Source organism: Rhodoferax sp. UBA5149 (assembly GCF_002413825.1).
Lineage (GTDB): Bacteria > Pseudomonadota > Gammaproteobacteria > Burkholderiales > Burkholderiaceae_C > Rhodoferax.
The window spans coordinates 1-19,700 of record NZ_DHXT01000162.1 but is presented as its reverse complement, the minus strand read 5'-3'; the positions used below and the strand labels follow the sequence as shown (position 1 = coordinate 19,700).

Sequence of the window (19,700 nt, the reverse complement as noted above, 5' to 3'; positions counted from 1 at the left end):
CACATGATTGATGATCAGCTGCTGCGCTACTCGCGCCATGTCCTGCTCAACGAAATCGGGATAGAAGGCCAAGAAAAAATTTTGGTCAGTCATGCGCTGATTGTGGGTGCCGGTGGTTTGGGGTCGCCGGTGGCCCTTTATCTCGGCTCTGCCGGCGTCGGGCGCATCACGGTAGTTGACCACGACAGCGTGGACATGACCAATTTGCAGCGGCAAATCATCCACACCATGGACCGTGTGGGCCAGCCCAAGGTCCTGTCAGCCCAAACCGCCATTGCCGCCATCAACCCCGAAGTGCGGGTGACCCCGATCGTGGCGCGCGCCGATGCCGTACTGCTGGACACTCTGGTGGCGCAGGCCGACGTCGTGCTGGACTGTTGCGACAACTTTGCCACGCGCCACGCCATCAATGCCGCCTGCGTGAAACACGGCAAACCATTGGTGTCGGGCGCGGCCATCCGCTTTGATGGTCAGGTCTGTGTTTATGACCCGCGCGACGCCAGCTCCCCGTGTTATGCCTGCGTTTTTCCGCCCGACACCACGTTTGAAGAAACCCGCTGCGCCACCATGGGTGTTTTCGCGCCGCTGGTGGGCATCATCGGGTCGATGCAGGCGTCTGAGGCGCTCAAACTGCTCAGCGGCGCCGGCCGCCCACTGACCGGCCGTCTGCTGATGCTGGATGGCCGCTCCATGGAGTTCACCGAAGTCCGCATCGGACGTCAAGCCACTTGTACCGTCTGCGGCGGCGCGCACTGATTCGCCGGATTCATCGCCTCACGACATGGCACGGTCCGTGTCGCTTGCGAAAGTCGCGCGGCAACTCAGGCCGGCCGGCGGCAAACAGCCCCTGACGGGATTGCCATGCGGCCGCTTCCTCCGCCGCGTACGGTCCCGGCTCGCGGTGCCAGCGGTAGGACCAGGCTTGACCCGCGCGTACCATCTGCGCCCCCAGATCGTTGCCGTCGAGTTGGATGCGCGCCAGCCCCCGTCCGTAAATGTCATTGCGTCGAACCGTCACCGCGACACGCTGGTGCAGCGCCCGCTGCGCCAGCACGGCACGCGAAACCTCGCCGCCGGTCTGGCAGACCTCGGGCGCGTCGATGCCGTCAATGCGCAGCTTGCGCGGCGAGCCCCCCGTGTCTGGCTGCACCCACAGCGTGTCGCCGTCCGTGACATAGGAGACCGTTCCAGAAAACACCCTCGTCGCATGGGCATTATTTGCTATTAAAATAATAGCAAACAGAATAGATCTGAAAATCATAAGGCGTTCATGGCGCAAGCGTGCGTGATTTGAGCAATCCATTGTCACCGCAATACATGAACGGTCGCTACCCCCTTGCTGATGTACCGTGCCGATGCATCAACTGCGAGTGCGGCAGGAGGCCTCCCACAACGCGATTAGTACGGGGAAAACCTATGGCTTTTTCATCGGCAGCCAACAGCGTTCCTGTTAGACTCGATTCGTCAAATATCTAGGTATTCTGTGGCTTCTACGACTGCATCCTCGGTGATCGATTTGCGTGATTTGCGTTTGGATGAGGCGCGTGCCCTGCTGGAGCATGACCCCACGAACAGCCTGCCCGATCCGCAAGACTCCCCCACCGCCTATCTGCAATGCATCATTGGCAACCTGTGCGAGCTTTCCCTCAAGGACCCGCTCACAGGGTTGGCCAATCGACGTCATTTCCGCAGCGTCTTGAGCCGCGAAATTGACACCGTTGCCCGGTCCGGCGAGTCCGCTTTGCTGCTGATGCTGGACATTGACCATTTCAAGAAAATCAATGACAGCTACGGCCACTTGGCCGGCGACCAGGTGATTCAGGCCATCGCCAGGTGCCTGGCGACCTGCGTGCGGCCGATGGACACGGTGGCGCGCTACGGTGGCGAGGAGTTCGCCGCCATTCTGCCAAATTGCCCCGCCTCGTTTGGGCAAATCGTGGCCGAACGAATCCGTGAAACAGTAGGTGCCCTGTGCATTTCCGTGGCACCGCTGGTCAGTGTCCAGGTAACGGTCAGCATCGGCGGCGCCTACGCGCCGGAATGGGTTCGCTCGACGGCGGCCTTGTGGACTGATCGAGCCGATATCCAGCTCTATCGCGCCAAGTCCGAGGGACGTAACCGCGTGTGTATCGACCAACAGCCGGAGATCGCGGTGAGCGCAGAAGAAAAGAGTATGTTGTTCGGCCACCTCTTGATGGGGGACCCCGCCTGGATCGAAAGTGTTTCCAGCGACCCGTCGGGTGCTGAAACAGGCAGCGCAATGAATAGGTTTAACTAATGATGAGCGATGTCCTGAATCCTCCACAAGACAATGGGGCCACCATCTCAGTGCCCCTCAAACCACTTGGCAAGGTGCTCGCCGTCACCAGCGGCAAAGGGGGCGTCGGCAAGACCTTTGTCTCGGCCAATCTGGCCGCGGCACTGGCCAAGCGCGGCCACCGTGTTCTGGTGCTGGACGCAGACCTGGGATTGGCCAATCTGGATGTGGTACTCAATTTGTACCCCAAGGTGACTCTGCACGATGTGTTTACCGGGAAAGCCAAACTCGAAGACGCCATCGTGCGGGCACCGGGCGGTTTTTCAGTCTTGCTGGCCGGCTCCGGCATGGTCGAGTATTCGCGCCTGACGCCCGAGGTTCGCGACGACTTCCTGCGCATCATGAATGGGCTGGTACCGCATTACGACATCGTTTTACTGGATACCGGTGCCGGCATTTCCGATGTCGTGCTGTTCGCCGTATCGCTGGCCTCGGAGGTGTTGGTGGTTGCCACGCCCGAGCCGACGTCGCTGACCGATGCCTATGCCACCATCAAGGTGTTGGTGGGTCAGCAAAAGCGGCAAAACATTCGCATGGTGATCAACCAGACGGCGCGTCTGGGAGATGGCCGGGCCATTACGACGCAATTGCAGCAGGTGCTGGACCGCTTTGTGAAGACCGAACCGGGACGTCCACTGCGCTTGATCCATATGGGAGACATACCTTCCGATCCCGCCGTACGGCAGGCCGTGATGCGCCGCCAGTTGCTGATGCAATCCATACCCGGTTGCCCGGCCGCCCTGGCGATATCCCAATTGGCGGTCAAACTGGAAGACACCGTCATCGCGCAAATCAAGTAGGGTTGAAAAACTCGACCCGGTTTCGCCCACGGTCTTTGGCCAGATACAGGGCCGCGTCTGCATTCTTGGATAATTCGATTTCATCTACGCCATGGTCAGGCGAGGTGGCGATGCCGGTGCTGCAGGATATGCGCACCGTATGTCCTCCAGGCAAGGTGAACGGTTGTTCAAGTGCATGGCGCATTTTCAGTGCCACCAGCAGGGCATCCTGGTCGTCATTGATCGCGGGCAGCAGGATGACGAACTCATCCCCTCCGATGCGACCGACGGTATCTGACGCCCTCACGCAATCAATCATCCTCGAGGCCGCATCCTTGAGCAGCAAGTCGCCCACAGCATGGCCCAGGGTGTCATTGACGGACTTGAAGCGGTCCAGGTCAAGAAACATCAAGGCCAGGCGCGTCTTGTCCCGCTTGGCATGCGTTAATTCCTGTTGCAAGCGGTCATAGAACAAAGCTCGGTTGGGCAAGCCCGTCAGCGGATCATGCTGCGCCATGTGGGTCATGCGCAGCTCGATCTCCTTGCGCTCGCTGATGTCGCGCATGATGCTGATGACGTGGGGCACATCGCGGATCAGAAATTTCTTGGCGGATATCAGACCCACACGTGCCGTACCATCTTTTTTCAAGAAATTTGCTTCGAAGTTTTCGCAAAACCCTTTTTCATTGACTTCGTTGACAAATTTATGATGCTCATGAGGGTCTGCCCACAGGGGAATATCCGGCACGCGCCGACCCAGAAGATCTTCGCGCTCGAAACCTGTCAGCGCCGTAAATCTGTTGTTGGTATCAACCACAGTACCATCCACCCAACGGCTGACCACCACAGCGTCCGGGCTGGTATCAAAAATCAACTCAAACCGTTCCTTGACTTCCCTGAGTTCAGCGGTCATCTCCGTCGCCGCAGTGATCGCACGGACGCGTCCCGTGACCAGCACCCAGGCGAGCAGCGTCAGCAACAGGGTAAAACCGGCACCGCCCAGTGCAATGAGGATCGAGCTGTCCTTGCCAGACGATACCGCAGCGTCGGCGCGCGAGCGCACCGTGACGGCCCAGGTACGACCCGCCAACACAAGATATTCAGTCAGCTCAAGCGGTGCAGCAGGGTGGGCGCCCGCACCAAGCGTTGAATCAAACATCAGCGTCTCCAGCGACATCTGCACGCCGTCATGAATCTTGATATCGCTGGCCGACGCGCGCTGACCATAAAGACTGGCCATCAGGTCGTTCATCCGCACCGGTGCCATTACCCAGCCAAGCAAGCTGGCGCGCCGCTCAGCCAGGGTTGAGGGGTGCCGACCGCCTTGGTAAAGGGGGAGAAACATCACGAAATTGACTTGTGACAGGCTGCCGTTTGTGGAAGGCGGTTTGAGCTTGCCAGTCATCATCAGACGGCCCGAGTCGCGAGCACCATCCATTGCCATTCGCCGGGCCGGATCAGCATAAGGATCCGGGCGCCCTGCCGCCGGGATCCCGACGACACGAATCTCTTCCAGCCCCGCAAAATCAGCCCCCAGTTGCAGGGCTTCGACATAGGCTTGAAGAACCGGCGGTTCCACCCGGTCAGACGCCGCAAAAAAACCCTGAACACCCCGCATGACCTGCTCATACGACGCCATGCGCTGTTCAATGCTGCTGGTGATCTCGCGCAGGTTGAAGTCCAGATTCGCGCGACGGTCCAACTCTGCGTTATGTCGTTCGTGTTGCCACAGCCCAGCGCTTGCAATGCCCGCGGCCAAGAAGACCAGGACGACCAACCTGTAGCGGCGAAACCTGCTCATGCCGTGTCTCAAAAATTGACCATTGTGGCGGCGAGATCTGCCGAAAAATATTTCCCAAAAATGTGCAGCATGGTGCCATCCCGGCGCATGTCGTCCACCAAGGCACGCCACTTGGCCTGCTCCGTCGCCGACAGCGATTTTTTTGACATGATCAGACCGTGCGGCACAGGGTCATCGCGCGTGTCCACGATCATCGTCAAATCCCTGACCGGACTGCCCGCCACCTGTGAATAGTCAAAAGGCTCGATGATCATGCCTTGAATGCGGTTCAAGGCCAGCAGTTCGTACAGTGGATCGAGCCCGGACGCATAGATGACCCGATTTTCTGCGCTTAGCCGATCCACGAACTCGTTGGCGTTCTTGCTGTATCGAAAACTGCGAATGACACCCAGCTGCAGTCTGGTATTTTTCTCAAAATCCGACAACTGCCGCACCCCGGCATCCTTGCGGGCCAGCAGGTAATACTTGTTGGAAAAATACCAGGCAAATCCGGCAAAGGCTTCGCGCTGCTCGTTGCTTATCCCCGATAAGCTGAAGTCCAAGGCTCCTGACTCAATCACTTGCCAGATTCTGGCGCGCGCCATGACGCTGACAATGACTTTGCAGCCACTGCGTTTGATCAGTTCGTCCGCCACATCTTTGTCAATGCCGCCACCCGTGTCGCTTGAATAAAGCAAACCGTGCTCATGCAGCGCCAGCGTCAGCGGGCGTGAGCAGTCCGGGCCATCTGCCGCTTGCGCTACGCCCAGCGCAAAAGACATGAGAAGCGCGATCCCCAAAGCACGAAACAGTTGAGCCATAGCCCACCTTCCCAGAAAAAAAGGAAACTTCGATTTATTCTGACACCAATAGTCGCAGGTTCGAACGACTCTGGGTGAAAACCGTGAAATCATCACGCCGTGACGATCCACCCCTCCAGAGCGTCCATGTCCTGCGGCAGACCATAACAAGAAGCACCTTCGCGCTGCCGCGCCTGCGCCCAGGCCGCCTGGACCAGGCACAACACCGCATCCAGCGAATCACCGCTGGCGTCGTCCACCAGCAGATCACGCTGCGCATGGGTCAGCTTGAGCCGCAGACCCAAGCGGGTCTGACCGTGTTCCAACGCCGTGATCAGGTCCTTGCGGGCAATCAGGCGCTCCGGCGTCTGGCGGGCTTTGTCGTCGCTCTTATAGCTTCGCTTGCCCAAGACCTCGCGCGCCAGCAGTCCAGGATAGGCTTCCAGGGCCACCCGGCACGCCTGGCCATCCGCATCCACCGCTTGCGGGTCGCCCGCATGCAGACCCGGCAGTTGCACGCCCGCATCAAGCAGCAGTGGCACGCCGGCATGCAGCATATAGGCCACCGGCGGATTGACCCATTTCATGGAGGGACTGGAGCCGGCCGGAATGTCGGTTGCCCGGTGGGCAAATTTGCCCCCCACGGGGCGGGCATCGCAGAAGGCGGCCAATGTGGCCCGGATTTGCGCCCGGCTCAGCGTGGCGTAATGACGAATACAGTCTTCCCACTGCGTGGGCCAGCCCAGCGTCTCGACCAGCTCACGCGGCAGTCCGAACGGGAGATCAAAGGCACCCAGCCAGCAGAGCGGTCGCTGCAACCACTGTGCAAACGCATCCAGTGATCCCAGTCGCTCCAGTCTTGATAGCTGCACGCGCCCGGCCTGCATGGACCCCAGGGCCAGAACGATGGGTTTTTTGCGGGAAGGACGGCTTGAGAAGTCGCACCCCAAGAGCGCGGAGTCGGCCGCAGACTCACCACGCCACGGGTCGTTCTGGGCCGCGAAAACTGTCAAACGATCAAGCGCGACCGATGATGCACGCGGTCGCCATCAATTCTTCCAGCAGGGCCAAAGACACCTTGCCCGACACCGAGTACGGGTCCAGCTCCGGCCGCTCGGCGTACTTGAGCAAAATAGAGGCGTTGATCTTGGACATGTTGACCTGCCCCATGGTCCAGCCACCAAAGCGGCGCTCGGATATTTCTTCGTAGTTCAGCAGCACCACATCCTTGTGGCGAGGGTCCTTCTGGATGTGACCATAGAGCTCGCTCACGGCCATGCGTCCGCCTTCGAGGGCCTGAAGAATAATGCCGCCACCATAACAAAGAATGCCGGTGATGCCGCACTCCGGGTTGTGCTCGCGCGACTGGGCCAGAATCGCCTCGATGGCGTCAGGACTGGTGTCGATTGCACGACTGGCGTAAAGCAAACGTACCAACATGATCAGCCTTTCTTGGGTATCAGCGCCAGGAACTCACGACGTAGATTGGGGTCTTTGAGGAAGCTGCCGCGCATGACGGAATTGATCATCTTGCTGTCCATGTCCTTGACACCGCGCCACCCCATGCAGAAATGGGTCGCCTCCATCACGATGGCCAGGCCGTCCGGTTGGGTTTTTTGCTGAATCAGGTCAGCCAGCTGAACCACGGCTTCCTCCTGAATCTGCGGTCGGCCCATGACCCACTCCGCCAGACGGGCATACTTGGACAGCCCAATCACGTTCGTGTGTTCATTGGGCAGCACGCCAATCCAGATCTGGCCGATCACCGGGCACAGGTGATGGCTGCAGGCGCTGCGCACGGTGATGGGGCCGACGATCATCAACTCGTTGAGATGTTCGGCGTTGGGAAACTCGGTGATGGTGGGGGCACTGACGTATCGGCCACGGAACACCTCGTTGAGGTACATCTTGGCGACGCGGCGCGCCGTCTTGTCGGTGTTGTGATCGCGTTCGGTGTCAATCACCAGACTGCTCAGAACGCCCTTCATCTTGTCTTCCACCTCGTCGAGCAAACGCTCCAGCTCACCCGGCAGGACGAAGTCGGCGATGTTGTCGTTGGCATTGAAACGCTTGCGCGCCGCCACCAGGCGTTCCCGGATTTTGACGGAGACGGGGGTGCCTTCATCGGCATCAACTGGATTCATGGGGACCTGACTTTTCATTAACATGAAAGAATGTTACCAGCGTTTTACTTATAAGATTTTTGGCCCATGGCCCCCGCCAATTGAGCGTCAGCAGCTATCAAATCAGTAGCGCGTTCCATTGAGAAACAACAGCACACGCATCAGGCCAAACGCAACGCGATCCAAAAAGCGCTGGCGCCACGGCCGGTTGGCATAGACCGCCGGGTCCACCCGAACGCCACTCTGCTCAAAAGCGACCTCAAGCCGCGCGCGCAAATCCTGCGCGAAAGCAGCATCATCCACCACCACGTTGGCCTCGCGCGCCAGCAGCAAACTCAAAGGGTCCAGATTGGAAGAGCCCACCGTGGCCCAATGACCATCGATCACCGCGACCTTGGCATGGAGAAAGCTGACCGAATACTCGTGAATCTCCACGCCCGCCGCCAGCAGCGCACCGTAGACGGGCCAGGTGGCGTGGTATTGCATGAAATATTCATACCGTCCCTGCAGCAGCAAACGCACCCGCACGCCGCGCCGCGCCGCATGAATCAGCCCTTTGCGCAATTTGCGGCCCGGAACAAAATAGGCATTGGCAATGATGATCTCTTCACGCGCCGCGCCAATGGCTTTGCGATAGGTACGTTCAATCCGGGTCCGGTTGCGCAGGTTGTCGCGCAGCACCAAATCGGCGTTGATCGTGTGACCCGGTGCGCCGCGGGTCCGCGTGACTGCTTCCTGGTCAGTATCCGTGTCCGAACGGGCCTGCCGCGCCAGCGCCACCGCTTCCTGCAACGCCCGCCAAAGCGCCGGGAAATCGATCTGGCGCGCGGTACTGGCCGCCTGCAAGCGCCACCAGAACTGCGCCGTGGTCTCATGCACCGCCTGCACCAAGGGACCGGTCACACGCACGGCGAAGTCAAACCGGGGCGCATCCAAGACACCATAGTTGGGGTCATAAAAATCGTCCAGCACATTGATGCCGCCGCAAAAGGCCACCGTGCCATCCACCACACACAGTTTTCGGTGCAGCCGCCGCCAGCGGCTGGGAATCAGCACCCCCAGCCGGCCCAGGGGCGAAAAGATGCGCCACTTGACGCCCGCCGCTTGGAAGCGAGTCACCCACTCAAGCGCCAAGCTGGGGGTGCCGACACCGTCCATCACCAGATACACAGCCACCCCGCGCTGGGCGGCTCGCTCCAGTGCGGCAGCCACCCGTTCGCCGAAAGCCTCAACACAGAAGATGTAGGTCTCCATCCGGACTTCATGCACGCTGCGGTCAATGGCTTGCACCAAGGCCGGGAAAAAAGCCTCGCCCCCCTGCAACAATTGCACCTGGTGACCGGATCGAGGTTGCTGCATCGCTTCCTTGACGTGTTGAGGACAGAGCTTGCGGCGATGCCGCTACGGGCTGTCCCGCAAAGTATCAGTTTGCGGAAGGGCAAACTCGGCAATCAGGGGCAAATGGTCCGACATGCGCCACCAGATGCGGCCCCGCGGCACATGAACCGCCAGCGGTGTCAGGCCTCTGGCATACACGTAATCCAGTTGCACCAGCGGCATGCGGGCCGGAAAAGTGGCTTGCCGCTCTCCTTTAAATGCTACTAAATTTATAGCATTAAACGCACGTTGCACGAGGGCGCCCCAGTCATTGAAGTCTCCCGCCACGAGCAGCGGCGCGGTCGGCGACACCTCGCGCTCGATAAAGCGCTGCAACTGCGCGACCTGGCGCGAGCGGCTGGCCCGAATCAGCCCGAGATGAACCACCACCACATGGACCGCCCGTCCGTGCACCATCACCTCCGCATGCAGCAAACCACGCTGCTCAAAACGGTGATCGGAAATATCTTCATGCTGGTGCGCCACCACCGGCCAGCGCGACAACAAGGCGTTGCCATGCTCACCATGCTGGGTGAACGCGTTGGTGCGGTACACCGCCTCGTAGCCTTCCGGGGCCAAAAAATCGGCTTGCGGCAGCTCGGGCCATTGGGAGAAATACTGCTCCTCGCGCCGGTGTAGCTTGCGCACTTCCTGCAGGCACACAATGTCCGCATCGAGCTGCTCAACCGCGTGACCCAGGTTATGGATTTCCAGCCGACGCCGCGGCCCGATCCCTTGCACGCCCTTGTGAATGTTGTACGTGGCAACGCGAACGATATTCATGTTTGCACCTTTGGAAAAGCCAAGCGTGGCAGCATCAAACAAGCCTCGGCGTTGGAGGGTGAGAAACAGGCCTGGGCAGCCTGCCGGTAGGGCAGCCACTGGTAGGCCGTATGTTCGCGCGGGCTCAAGCGCACCGGCGTCCCGGCTGGCACCATTAAACCAAACAAGTGCTCGGTATTGCGCGTCACACCCGGCGCATAACGGTGCCGCCAGCGCGGATAGATGTCGTAAACATTTTCCAGCTGCCAGTCGAGCAGCGTATTTGCCAGCGCCGTGCCGGGCCCGCAGTCAATGCCGGTTTCCTCCTGCACCTCGCGCACCGCCGTCTGCAAGAAGGACTCATCCAGCGCGTCTTTGCTGCCGGTGACGGATTGCCAAAAATCGGTGGCGTCGGCTCGTCTGATCAACAGCACATCTAGCGCCGGGGTATAAATCACCGCCAGGATGGATTGGGGAATTTTGTAAGTGGGGAACATAAAAAAGGGCGCTGGTCGAGCGCCCTTTCATTCTGCCTGAAGCCCGCCGCTCAGGACTTGATCAAACCGCTTTGCTCAGCTCGGCAGGCCGCAGCCTGATGTGCAATTCGCGCAACTGCTTATCGTCCACGGTGGACGGTGCCTTGGTGAGCAGGCATTGCGCGCGTTGGGTTTTGGGGAAAGCGATGACGTCGCGGATCGACTCGGCACCGGTCATGAGCGTGACGATGCGGTCCAGACCAAAGGCCAGACCGCCGTGGGGAGGTGCACCGTATTGCAGGGCATCGAGCAAAAAGCCGAATTTATCCTGCGCTTCTTCGGGACTGATCTTCAAGGCGTCAAACACTTTTTGCTGCACATCAGCGCGGTGGATACGGACCGAGCCGCCGCCCATCTCCCAACCATTGAGCACCATGTCGTAGCCTTGGGAAATGCACTTCTCGGGCGCCGTGACCATCCAGTCTTCATGACCTTCTTTGGGCGCGGTGAAGGGATGGTGCACGGCGGTGTAACGCTGCGCCTCTTCGTCGAAATCGAACATCGGGAAGTCAACCACCCACAGCGGGCGCCAGGACTTCTCGAACAAAGCGTTCTTCTTGCCAAACTCGCTGTGCCCGATCTTGATGCGCAGCGCACCGATCGCGTCATTGACAATCTTTTCCTTGTCGGCGCCAAAGAAGATCAGGTCGCCATCCTGTGCGCCGGTGCGGGTCAGCACTTCGGCCAGGGCTTTGTCGTGGATGTTCTTGACGATGGGGCTTTGCAAACCCTCCCGACCCTTCGCCAATTCGTTGACCTTGATGTAGGCCAGGCCCTTGGCGCCGTAGATCTTGACGAACTCGGCGTAGGCATCAATCTCGCCGCGGCTCAGGCCACCGGTTTCCCGTGCCCCACCGGGGATGCGAAGACCGACCACGCGACCGCCCTTCATGGTGGCGGCGCCGGCGAATACCTTGAAGTCCACGTCCGTCATGACGTCGGTCAGCTCGGTGAATTCAAGTTTCACGCGCAGATCGGGTTTATCGGAGCCGTAACGGTGCATGGCTTCGCTGTACGCCATGACCGGGAATTCACCCAGATCGACGTTCAGGGTGTTCTTGAAAACGGTGGTGATCATGCCCTGGAACATGTCGCGGATATCCTGCTCACTCAGGAACGAGGTCTCGATATCAATCTGCGTGAATTCGGGCTGGCGATCAGCGCGCAGATCTTCGTCACGGAAGCATTTGGTGATCTGGTAGTAGCGGTCGTAACCTGCCACCATCAAGAGCTGCTTGAACAACTGGGGGCTTTGCGGCAAGGCGAAAAAATGCCCCTCGTGGACACGGCTGGGCACCAGGTAGTCGCGCGCGCCTTCGGGCGTGGACTTGCCCAGCATCGGGGTCTCGATGTCAATGAAACCATTGGCATCCAGGAACTTGCGCACTTCCATGGAAACGCGATAGCGCAGCATCAGGTTGTTTTGCATGTACGGGCGGCGCAGATCCAGCACCCGGTGCGTCAGGCGCGTGGTCTCGCTCAGGTTTTCATCGTCGAGCTGGAACGGTGGCGTGACCGACGGGTTGAGCACAGTCAACTCATGGCACAGCACCTCGATCTTGCCGCTCTTGAGGTGGTCGTTGGTGGTACCTTCCGGGCGGGCGCGCACCAGACCTTTGACCTGAATGCAGAACTCGTTGCGAAGACCCTCGGCCGTCTTGAACATCGCGGCACGGTCCGGGTCGCACACCACTTGCACGTAACCTTCGCGATCGCGAATATCAACAAAAATCACGCCGCCATGGTCACGACGACGATTGACCCAGCCACACAAGGTAACGGTTTCGCCCAGCAGGGCCTCGGTCACTAGACCGCAATAGTGGGAGCGCATGGCCATAGACAGCTTTCAAAGCCCGCCGGAGAAGGCGGCACAGGTTATCAACAAAATATTTGGAAAAACTTATTTGACAGAAACGCCAACCGCCGCGGAAGGGGCCACAGAGCCCATGGAAATCACATAGGTCAGCGCCTCGTCCACGCTCATGTGCAACTCGATGACTTCGGAGCGCGGCAGCATCAGGAAAAAACCACTGGTCGGGTTGGGCGTCGTGGGCACATAAACACTCACCAAATCCGGACCCAGATGGCTGGCGACCTCCCCGCTGGGGGTGCCGGTCTGGAACGCGATGGTCCAGACGCCAGCCCGCGGGTACTGGACCAGCATGGCTTTGCGAAACGCATTGCCATTGCTCGAAAAAAGCGTGTCGGACACCTTTTTCACGCTGTTATAGATCGACTTGAAGACCGGAATATGGGTGAAAAGCTTGTCCCATTGCGCAAACCACCAGCGCCCCGCCACATTGGAGACCAGCGCACCCGTCACCAGCAAGGCCGAAAAAACAAGCACCACGCCCAAACCAGGTATGTGACGCAGTTGCTCAATAACGGCGCCTGTCGATCCCGACGTCACGGCGGAAAGGCCCGTCAACAAGCCGCCAAAAATGGCGTCGAGCAGCCCCACCAGCCACAACAACACCCATGTTGTGATGGCCAGCGGCAACCAGACCAACAGGCCGGTGAGCAAGTACTTCTTTATGGGCACGAAAACTCCAAGGGTTCGTCAGCTGCGCGTCAATGGCAGGCGCAAGAGCCGCCGCAGCCGCTCGAAGCAGAAGGGGGGGTCGATTCTGATTTCGCAGCCGAACTCTCGGCCGGCTTGGCGCTGTCAGTAGCGGTCGACGCCGTGCCCGAGCTGGTGGAAGGGTTGGAAGGAGTGGAAGCCGTGGCAGGAGCCGACGTGCCGCCCTTGAAATCAGTGGCGTACCAGCCAGATCCTTTGAGCTGGAAGCCCGCCGCCGTCAACTGTTTCTTGAAGGCGGACGCGCCACAGGCTGGGCAGTCTGTCAGCAGTGGATCCGACATTTTTTGCAAAACATCCTTGGCAAACCCACAGGACTCGCATTTATAGGCATAAATTGGCATGACGAATAGGCTCGGATTTCAGGTTGCAAAGCCTTTGATTATAAGGCGTCGGTCCCTGCAGCGCGTCCCAGCGGAAAACCCGCCTAGAAAACCCGGACGCGGACAATCAGCTGCATGGCCAGCAGGCCCAGCACAAAGCCGACGCCGCCATACATGATGGCTTGCAACAGGCTATTGGTGCGTTTTTGCTCGGCCAGAAGCTCGTCGAACCCACGGCCCGCGCCGGACCGGCTGTTTTGAAGAAAATCAACCAACAGCCGCGGCAACTCGGGTAACAGCTTGGCATAGCGCGGGGCCTCGTTGCGCAATTGGTCGATCAGCTTTTTGGGGCCCAGCTGGTCGATCATCCACTGCTCAAGAAACGGTTTGGCCGTGCTCCAGAGGTCCAGCTCCGGATCCAGCTGACGCCCCAGGCCTTCGATATTGAGCAGCGTTTTTTGCAACAGCACCAACTGTGGCTGGATTTCGACCGAGAAGCGCCGGGAGGTCTGAAACAAGCGCATCAACACCAGTCCCAGCGAGATTTCCTTGAGGGGCCGGTCAAAGTAAGGCTCGCACACCGAACGGATCGCAGACTCGAGCTCATCCACCCGGGTTGCGGCGGGCACCCAGCCAGACTCAATGTGCAACTCGGCCACCCGTTTGTAGTCGCGCCGGAAAAAGGCCGTGAAATTTTGTGCCAAATACTCTTTATCCGACTCGGTCAGGGTGCCAACGATGCCGAAATCCAGCGAGATATAGCGGCCAAACGTGGCCGGTGCCACACTGACCTGAATGTTGCCAGGGTGCATGTCGGCGTGAAAAAAGCCGTCACGAAACACCTGCGTAAAAAAAATCGTGACACCGTCCCGCGCCAGCTTGGGGATATCGACCCCGGCCGCCCGCAGGCGCTCCACCTGGCTGATGGGAATCCCGTTCATGCGCTCCATCACAATGACTTCAGTCGCGCAATAGTCCCAGAACATCTCGGGAATCAGCACCAGATCCAGCCCCGCCATGTTGCGGCGCAGCTGCGCGGCGCTGGACGCCTCACGCACCAGGTCAAGCTCGTCATGCAGGTACTTGTCAAACTCGGCCACCACTTCGCGTGGCTTCAGACGCTTGCCGTCAGCCGACAAACCCTCCACCCAGCCCGCCATCATGCGCATCAGACTCAGGTCCTTTTCAATCGCCGACAGCATGCCGGGGCGCAACACCTTGACGGCGACCTCCCGTGCGTGGCCGGTCCGCCCCTTGAGCACGGCAAAATGCACCTGGGCAATCGAGGCGCTGGCGATCGGCTCCCGGTCAAACGAGACAAAGATATCGTCCACTTTTTTGTTAAAAGCGCGTTCAATGGTGGCAATGGCCACGTCGCTGCCAAACGGCGGCACCCGATCCTGCAGGCGAGCCAATTCATTGGCAATATCCAGCGGCATCAAGTCGCGCCGGGTCGACAGCACCTGCCCAAACTTGACGAAAATCGGCCCCAAACGCTCCAGCGCCTCCCGAATACGCTGACCACGCGGCGCGTCCAGGTTGCGCCCAATCGACACGATTCGGGCCATGGCATGCAGCCAGGGTTTCTGAAAACTCGTCAGAAACAGCTCATCCAGACCGTAACGGAATACCACCCAAACAATGAAGACGCCGCGAAACAGGCGCGTCATGTCTGCGCCTTGGTCGGACTGGTCGCCGCCGCGACGCCCATGAACTGGCGCAAGGCCGTCGCCATGCCACGGGCGGCTTGACCCAAGGCATAGGCTGGCGCATCGCCGATCACCCGTGAAAGATCTTCTTCCATATCCCAGCGAACGTGGTCAGCCAGCCAGTTCACTTCGGCGGCCAGTTGCACGTCGCCCTCAATGCGCACCGTCGGCTTGTCACCGCGCAATGCCGCTTGCGCCAGTGCAAAAGGAGATTCTTCAGTGACCGCCAGGACCAGATCGGCTTTCGCTTCGGCCGGCGCCACATCCAGCAGACCCGCCGGTGTTGCTATTAATTTTATAGCAATTGAGCGCCACTGCATGTGGACGACACGACCTTTTTGTCTTGCGAGGCGAGCCGTGGCTTCGTTCTCCTGAATCAGGATGTGGTTCAACAGCAAGACGATGCGGCGCTGCACCTCGTCAACGGCCCAAACCGGCGGCTGCAAATTGGGAAGGGGAAGGTTCTGAAGAAAACCTTCCAACAATGAAAAAGGGGACTGTGTTGCCATAGCCCCCTATTATTCCCTCTTTATTCCCCGAAATTTCTCCGCGCTTTCGGGGACATCTGATCTGCGGCCTATTGCAAGGCCTGTACCCCGGCCACCAACCAACCACTGTTGCCACTTTTGGGCTTGGTCATGTTCCAGACTTCGCGGAACGGGCTGGCGCCAGCCGAAGGGTCTTCACGAATCATGCCGGAAAACTCGACGCTGACCATGTAATCGTCGCCCGTGTCTTCAATGCCCAGAAGCTGGGCTTCGATCATGACGACATCGGTGAGATTGACCGGCCCACCGTTGTGGACTTCGCGTTCGGCGAGCTGTGCCTGGATCTCCTTGAGCATGGTGTCCGTCATCATGACGCGCAAGGCATTGATGTCCGACTTGTCCCACGCGGCCTGCAAGGACACGAAATTCGCCTTGGCCGACCTGAGAAAGCCCTCGGTATCAAAACCGGCCGGAATTCCCCAGCTTTGTGAGCCGCCCAAGCCTGAGCCGATCATCGAACCAGACACCGCGGGTGCCGCTTGAAGGGCATCGAATGCCGTGCTGTTGCGCTCCCAGGGGCGGGCAGACGCGTCGTTGCCGACGTTTTCCGGCCGGTAGCTGGCAGGCGTCCGAGCCGTGCTGGCGGGCGACGCACCCTGAAACGCAAACGGGGCGGCGTTACCGGCATTCTGCGACTGCGCAGCCCTGCGGGAGCGCATGAACCAGCTGACCGCCATCATGACCACCAAGGCAAGCAGGGCAAACATCATGAACTGGCCAAAGCCTTCTCCCATGCCCAGCGAGTGCGCCAGCCAGGCCAAGCCCAGCCCCGCTGCCAGACCGCCCAGCATGGCGCCCCAAGGCCTCTTGGGTGCTACGGCGGGTGCCGCGGCCGGCGCCGGAGTGGCGGATTTCACCGCCGAATTCGTGGCACTCTGGGACGGTGCGGTCGGCGCCGCCTGGCGCTGCGTCACGTTGCTGGACTGCCTGCCAACCGATCGGCCGCCGCCCAGGCGTGCTGCTTCGGCATTGACGCCCGCCAAAACCAAAAATACCGCTAGTACCCAAGTCCACAATTTCATGATGTCTCCGAACAATTTTTAGCAGATGGGGACTGTTTTCAAAATCACAAGTTTCAGCACTTGATGCCCACATGCAAGGCGACCAGCCCACCCGTGAGGTTGTGGTAATCCACATGGCCAAAACCGTTGCTTTTCATGAGGGCTTTGAGCTCTTCCTGCCCTGGATGCATTCGAATGGACTCGGCCAGGTAGCGGTAGCTGGCATCGTCGCCCGCCACCAGCTTGCCCAACTTGGGCAACACCTTGAAGGAATACCAGTCGTAGACCTTTTCCAGGGGCGGTGCCACTTTGGAAAACTCCAGCACCAGCAACTTGCCACCGGGCTTGAGGACCCGGTTCATCTCGGCCAGCGCCACGTCCTTGTGCGTCATGTTGCGCAGGCCAAAAGCGACGCTCACGACATCGAAATGGTTGCTGGGGAAAGGCAGTTTTTCGGCGTCACACACCAGCGTGGGTAGTGCCACCCCGGCATCGAGCAAACGGTTGCGCCCGGTGCGCAACATGGCTTCGTTGATGTCGGTGTGCACGACGCAACCGCTTTTTCCCACTTTCTTGGAAAAGGCCAGCGCCAGGTCACCGGTGCCACCGGCAATATCGAGCACCTGATAGCCCTCATGGAGGTTGGCCAGCAGCACGGTGAACGCCTTCCAGGCCCGGTGCAAGCCCATCGACATCAGGTCGTTCATCAGGTCATATTTGGGCGCAACCGAATCAAACACGCCACGCACGTGCTTTGCTTTTTCGGCTTCTTCAACCGATTGATAACCAAAATGTGTTGTTGTCATGATTGCAATGTTAGCTCAGTGGCTGGCGCAACCGTGTCCGGCCTTCTCGGGCATGGGCGCGTCACGGTCGACCCCGGCAGCAGCCAGGCGGGCGCTGTAGTCGGCCCACAGCTTGTCTTGCTGGGAGCCCAGAAAATAGAGGTAGTCCCAGGAAAAAATGCCGGTGTCATGGCCGTCAGAAAACGAGGGCTGCACCGCGTAGTTGCCGACCGGCTCCAGTCCAACCAGATCGACCTCCCGTTTGCCACTCTGCAACACCTCCTGGCCCGGCCCATGGCCTTGTACTTCGGCCGAGGGGGAGTAGACGCGCATCAGCTCGAACGGAAGGCGAAATTCGGAGCCGTCAGAAAAACTTACTTCCAGCACTTTGGACTGGCTGTGCACCGTCATGGCCTGCGGTGTCGGGGCGCCTGATTTCAAACCTGCCATATTGACCGCCTATTCAAAAATAAAAGTTGTTACCAAGCTGGCGTTAGCGCGGACAGTTCGCGCTGGATCGTCAGCGCCACACCGCCCAGGCGCTCCTGAATCACAGCCAGCGCGGCTGAATGGAGGGGCCGCTGGGCCGGGCACCAGACGGGCGACGGAAAATGGCTGTCCCATTCGAAGCGCGCAATCACATGCCAGTGCAGATGCGGCACCATATTGCCCAAGGCCGCCAGGTTGATCTTGGTCGGTTGCAGGTGCTCGCGCAAAGCCAGCTCCACGACACTCACCGCCGCCATGCACAGAATGCGATCCTCCACGCCGAGGTCCGAGAACTCGGCCACATGGTCTGACCAGACCACCCGATAAAAGGCCGGAAAACCAGCCTCCTCAGCCCGGATCACGCGGAATTTTTCACACTGAAACACCAGAACGCCGCCTGACGCCGTGCATAAAGGGCAAGCTGCGGCAGTCATGTTTTAGACCAGCACCCGCTCAATGCCGCCACTGTTGGCTTTTCTGACGTAATCGGGCATCCACTGGTCGCCCAGAATCTGATTTGCCATCTCGACCACGATGTAATCCGCCTCCAGCAGGCCGTTTTGCAGGTCGTCGCCGAAACGGCTCAGCCCCTGCAGGCAGGCCGGGCAGGAGGTCAAAATCTTGATGTTCTCTTTCGGCCCCAGCCCACCCTTATCGCGCAGCTGGACTTCGCCCTTGCGAATTTCTTCTTCCTTGCGAAAACGCACTTGCGTGGAGACGTCCGGCCGGTTCAGGGCCAGCGTGCCGGACTCACCGCAGCAGCGGTCGGACTGGATCACGTTATTCCCCAACAAAGCCTTGACGGTCTTGATCGGCTCCTGTAGCTTCATTGGGCTGTGGCAGGGGTCGTGAAACAGGAAGGAACCGGCGTTCTGCAGGGTGATGCCCTTCTCCAGCAGGTATTCATGGATATCGATGATGCGGCTGCCAGGGAAAATCTTGTCGAACTCGTAGCCCTGCAACTGGTCATAGCAGGTGCCGCAGCTCACCACCACCGTCTTGATGTCCAGGTAGTTCAAGGTGTTGGCGACCCGGTGGAACAACACCCGGTTGTCGGTGATCATTTTCTCGGCCTTGTCGAACTGACCGGCGCCGCGCTGCGGGTAGCCGCAACACAGGTAGCCCGGCGGCAACACCGTCTGCACGCCCGCGTGCCACAGCATGGCCTGCGTCGCCAGGCCGACCTGGCTGAACAGGCGCTCCGAGCCACAACCGGGGAAGTAAAACACGGCCTCGGTCTCGGCCGTGGTGGCCTGGGGGTCGCGGATGATCGGCACGTAATCTTTGTCTTCGATATCGAGCAAGGCGCGGGCGGTTTTTTTCGGCAAACCGCCGGGTAGCTTCTTGTTCACGAAGTGGATGATCTGCTCTTTGATCGGCGCGGTCCCCACCGTGGCAGGCGGTGCTTTTGTCTGCTTGCGCGAGATCACTTTGAGCACGTCATGCGCGAGGCGCTGCGCCTTCATGGCCACGTTGACCATGGCCGAGCGCGCGAACTTGATGGTCTCGGGGTTGCTGGCATTGAGCATGAACATGGCGGCGGCACCGGCCGGGCGGAAGGTCTTCTTGCCCATCTTGCGCAGGAGATTGCGCATGTTCATGGTGACATCGCCAAAGTCGATGTTCACCGGACACGGCGACAGGCATTTGTGACACACCGTGCAATGGTCGGCCACATCTTCAAACTCCTGCCAGTGGCGGATCGAGATGCCGCGGCGCGTCTGCTCCTCGTACAGAAAAGCCTCCACCAGCAGCGAGGTCGCCAGAATTTTGTTGCGCGGGCTGTACAGCAG

Annotated in this window: 22 protein-coding genes; 3 read left to right on the top strand and 19 right to left on the bottom strand. The window is 59.7% G+C overall.

Annotation, left to right across the window (positions count from 1 at the left end):
* Positions 1 to 3 precede the first annotated feature (3 nt).
* Positions 4 to 756, top strand: coding sequence for a HesA/MoeB/ThiF family protein (locus tag B3V69_RS14845; RefSeq protein ID WP_296447786.1), 753 nt, complete (start codon positions 4 to 6; stop codon positions 754 to 756).
* A 10-nt stretch (positions 757 to 766) separates the two neighbouring features.
* Here the strand turns inward: B3V69_RS14845 and B3V69_RS14840 are convergent, their stop codons facing one another.
* A complete protein-coding gene (locus B3V69_RS14840) occupies positions 767 to 1,261 on the bottom strand; it encodes a thermonuclease family protein (RefSeq protein ID WP_296447785.1) in 495 nt (164 codons plus the stop codon).
* Between the two features lie 222 nt (positions 1,262 to 1,483).
* On the opposite strand from B3V69_RS14840, the gene B3V69_RS14835 reads away from it, so the two are divergent.
* Positions 1,484 to 2,278 carry a GGDEF domain-containing protein gene (locus B3V69_RS14835; protein WP_296447784.1) on the top strand — a complete coding sequence of 265 codons (795 nt, stop codon included), beginning with the start codon at positions 1,484 to 1,486 and terminating at the stop codon, positions 2,276 to 2,278.
* A 2-nt stretch (positions 2,279 to 2,280) separates the two neighbouring features.
* A complete protein-coding gene (locus B3V69_RS14830; RefSeq protein ID WP_296447805.1) occupies positions 2,281 to 3,117 on the top strand; it encodes a MinD/ParA family protein in 837 nt (278 codons plus the stop codon).
* On the opposite strand, the gene B3V69_RS14825 is transcribed toward B3V69_RS14830, so the two are convergent.
* The 18 genes from B3V69_RS14825 to B3V69_RS14740 form a co-directional block, all read right to left on the bottom strand.
* Positions 3,110 to 4,897 carry a sensor domain-containing diguanylate cyclase gene (locus B3V69_RS14825; RefSeq protein WP_296447783.1) on the bottom strand — a complete coding sequence of 596 codons (1,788 nt, stop codon included), beginning with the start codon at positions 4,895 to 4,897 and terminating at the stop codon, positions 3,110 to 3,112. The genes B3V69_RS14830 and B3V69_RS14825 overlap by 8 nt on opposite strands.
* Positions 4,898 to 4,905: 8 nt before the next feature.
* Positions 4,906 to 5,697, bottom strand: coding sequence for a substrate-binding periplasmic protein (locus tag B3V69_RS14820; protein ID WP_296447782.1), 792 nt, complete (start codon positions 5,695 to 5,697; stop codon positions 4,906 to 4,908).
* Positions 5,698 to 5,789: 92 nt separating this feature from the next.
* Positions 5,790 to 6,689 (bottom strand): DUF429 domain-containing protein, encoded by a 900-nt coding sequence (locus B3V69_RS14815; RefSeq protein ID WP_296447781.1) that lies wholly within the window; start codon positions 6,687 to 6,689, stop codon positions 5,790 to 5,792.
* Between the two features lie 4 nt (positions 6,690 to 6,693).
* Entirely contained in the window at positions 6,694 to 7,116 is a 423-nt protein-coding gene (locus B3V69_RS14810) for a BLUF domain-containing protein (RefSeq protein WP_296447780.1), read from the bottom strand.
* Positions 7,117 to 7,118: 2 nt separating this feature from the next.
* On the bottom strand, positions 7,119 to 7,844 hold the full coding sequence (gene folE, locus B3V69_RS14805; RefSeq protein WP_414707539.1) for a GTP cyclohydrolase I: 726 nt from the start codon (positions 7,842 to 7,844) through the stop codon (positions 7,119 to 7,121).
* A 78-nt stretch (positions 7,845 to 7,922) separates the two neighbouring features.
* A complete protein-coding gene (clsB, locus tag B3V69_RS14800) occupies positions 7,923 to 9,158 on the bottom strand; it encodes a cardiolipin synthase ClsB (RefSeq protein WP_296447778.1) in 1,236 nt (411 codons plus the stop codon).
* Positions 9,159 to 9,200: 42 nt separating this feature from the next.
* Positions 9,201 to 9,959 (bottom strand): endonuclease/exonuclease/phosphatase family protein, encoded by a 759-nt coding sequence (locus B3V69_RS14795; RefSeq protein ID WP_296447777.1) that lies wholly within the window; start codon positions 9,957 to 9,959, stop codon positions 9,201 to 9,203.
* A complete protein-coding gene (gene nudB / locus B3V69_RS14790) occupies positions 9,956 to 10,435 on the bottom strand; it encodes a dihydroneopterin triphosphate diphosphatase (protein ID WP_296447776.1) in 480 nt (159 codons plus the stop codon). The genes B3V69_RS14795 and nudB overlap by 4 nt, the downstream gene beginning before the upstream one ends.
* A 61-nt stretch (positions 10,436 to 10,496) precedes the next feature.
* Positions 10,497 to 12,311, bottom strand: coding sequence for an aspartate--tRNA ligase (gene aspS, locus B3V69_RS14785; protein WP_296447775.1), 1,815 nt, complete (start codon positions 12,309 to 12,311; stop codon positions 10,497 to 10,499).
* Between the two features lie 63 nt (positions 12,312 to 12,374).
* Positions 12,375 to 13,010: a DUF502 domain-containing protein gene (locus B3V69_RS14780; RefSeq protein ID WP_296447804.1), complete on the bottom strand. Its 636-nt coding sequence runs from the start codon at positions 13,008 to 13,010 to the stop codon at positions 12,375 to 12,377.
* Between the two features lie 35 nt (positions 13,011 to 13,045).
* Positions 13,046 to 13,396: an FmdB family zinc ribbon protein gene (locus B3V69_RS14775; protein ID WP_296447774.1), complete on the bottom strand. Its 351-nt coding sequence runs from the start codon at positions 13,394 to 13,396 to the stop codon at positions 13,046 to 13,048.
* A gap of 83 nt (positions 13,397 to 13,479) precedes the next feature.
* A complete protein-coding gene (gene ubiB / locus B3V69_RS14770; RefSeq protein ID WP_296447773.1) occupies positions 13,480 to 15,045 on the bottom strand; it encodes a ubiquinone biosynthesis regulatory protein kinase UbiB in 1,566 nt (521 codons plus the stop codon).
* Entirely contained in the window at positions 15,042 to 15,593 is a 552-nt protein-coding gene (locus B3V69_RS14765; protein ID WP_296447772.1) for a hypothetical protein, read from the bottom strand. The genes ubiB and B3V69_RS14765 overlap by 4 nt, the downstream gene beginning before the upstream one ends.
* Before the next feature lie 68 nt (positions 15,594 to 15,661).
* The gene (locus B3V69_RS14760; protein ID WP_296447771.1) at positions 15,662 to 16,654 is read right to left on the bottom strand and encodes a Tim44 domain-containing protein; all 993 of its coding nucleotides are present in this window, start codon (positions 16,652 to 16,654) and stop codon (positions 15,662 to 15,664) included.
* Positions 16,655 to 16,707: 53 nt separating this feature from the next.
* On the bottom strand, positions 16,708 to 17,439 hold the full coding sequence (gene ubiE / locus B3V69_RS14755; RefSeq protein WP_296447770.1) for a bifunctional demethylmenaquinone methyltransferase/2-methoxy-6-polyprenyl-1,4-benzoquinol methylase UbiE: 732 nt from the start codon (positions 17,437 to 17,439) through the stop codon (positions 16,708 to 16,710).
* A gap of 15 nt (positions 17,440 to 17,454) precedes the next feature.
* Complete coding sequence (locus tag B3V69_RS14750; RefSeq protein WP_296447769.1) at positions 17,455 to 17,868, bottom strand: DUF971 domain-containing protein; 414 nt, start codon at positions 17,866 to 17,868, stop codon at positions 17,455 to 17,457.
* 29 nt (positions 17,869 to 17,897) lie between these two features.
* Positions 17,898 to 18,341 carry an HIT family protein gene (locus tag B3V69_RS14745; protein ID WP_296447768.1) on the bottom strand — a complete coding sequence of 148 codons (444 nt, stop codon included), beginning with the start codon at positions 18,339 to 18,341 and terminating at the stop codon, positions 17,898 to 17,900.
* A 3-nt stretch (positions 18,342 to 18,344) separates the two neighbouring features.
* Positions 18,345 to 19,700 (bottom strand): (Fe-S)-binding protein (locus tag B3V69_RS14740; protein ID WP_296447767.1); only part of this gene is annotated, 1,356 nt, incomplete at its 5' end.

Bases quoted from the DNA above. Each gene is read 5' to 3' on its own strand.
- nudB (WP_296447776.1), bottom strand. From the start codon at position 10,435: ATGTTCCCCACTTACAAAATTCCCCAATCCATCCTGGCGGTGATTTAT.
- B3V69_RS14810 (WP_296447780.1), bottom strand. From the start codon at position 7,116: ATGTTGGTACGTTTGCTTTACGCCAGTCGTGCAATCGACACCAGTCCT.
- B3V69_RS14775 (WP_296447774.1), bottom strand. From the start codon at position 13,396: ATGCCAATTTATGCCTATAAATGCGAGTCCTGTGGGTTTGCCAAGGAT.
- B3V69_RS14760 (WP_296447771.1), bottom strand. From the start codon at position 16,654: ATGAAATTGTGGACTTGGGTACTAGCGGTATTTTTGGTTTTGGCGGGC.
- B3V69_RS14820 (WP_296447782.1), bottom strand. From the start codon at position 5,697: ATGGCTCAACTGTTTCGTGCTTTGGGGATCGCGCTTCTCATGTCTTTT.
- B3V69_RS14845 (WP_296447786.1), top strand. From the start codon at position 4: ATGATTGATGATCAGCTGCTGCGCTACTCGCGCCATGTCCTGCTCAAC.
- clsB (WP_296447778.1), bottom strand. From the start codon at position 9,158: ATGCAGCAACCTCGATCCGGTCACCAGGTGCAATTGTTGCAGGGGGGC.
- ubiE (WP_296447770.1), bottom strand. From the start codon at position 17,439: ATGACAACAACACATTTTGGTTATCAATCGGTTGAAGAAGCCGAAAAA.
- B3V69_RS14830 (WP_296447805.1), top strand. From the start codon at position 2,281: ATGAGCGATGTCCTGAATCCTCCACAAGACAATGGGGCCACCATCTCA.
- aspS (WP_296447775.1), bottom strand. From the start codon at position 12,311: ATGGCCATGCGCTCCCACTATTGCGGTCTAGTGACCGAGGCCCTGCTG.
- folE (WP_414707539.1), bottom strand. From the start codon at position 7,844: ATGTTAATGAAAAGTCAGGTCCCCATGAATCCAGTTGATGCCGATGAA.
- B3V69_RS14840 (WP_296447785.1), bottom strand. From the start codon at position 1,261: ATGATTTTCAGATCTATTCTGTTTGCTATTATTTTAATAGCAAATAAT.
- B3V69_RS14750 (WP_296447769.1), bottom strand. From the start codon at position 17,868: ATGGCAGGTTTGAAATCAGGCGCCCCGACACCGCAGGCCATGACGGTG.
- B3V69_RS14765 (WP_296447772.1), bottom strand. From the start codon at position 15,593: ATGGCAACACAGTCCCCTTTTTCATTGTTGGAAGGTTTTCTTCAGAAC.
- B3V69_RS14825 (WP_296447783.1), bottom strand. From the start codon at position 4,897: ATGAGCAGGTTTCGCCGCTACAGGTTGGTCGTCCTGGTCTTCTTGGCC.
- ubiB (WP_296447773.1), bottom strand. From the start codon at position 15,045: ATGACGCGCCTGTTTCGCGGCGTCTTCATTGTTTGGGTGGTATTCCGT.
- B3V69_RS14795 (WP_296447777.1), bottom strand. From the start codon at position 9,959: ATGAATATCGTTCGCGTTGCCACGTACAACATTCACAAGGGCGTGCAA.
- B3V69_RS14745 (WP_296447768.1), bottom strand. From the start codon at position 18,341: ATGACTGCCGCAGCTTGCCCTTTATGCACGGCGTCAGGCGGCGTTCTG.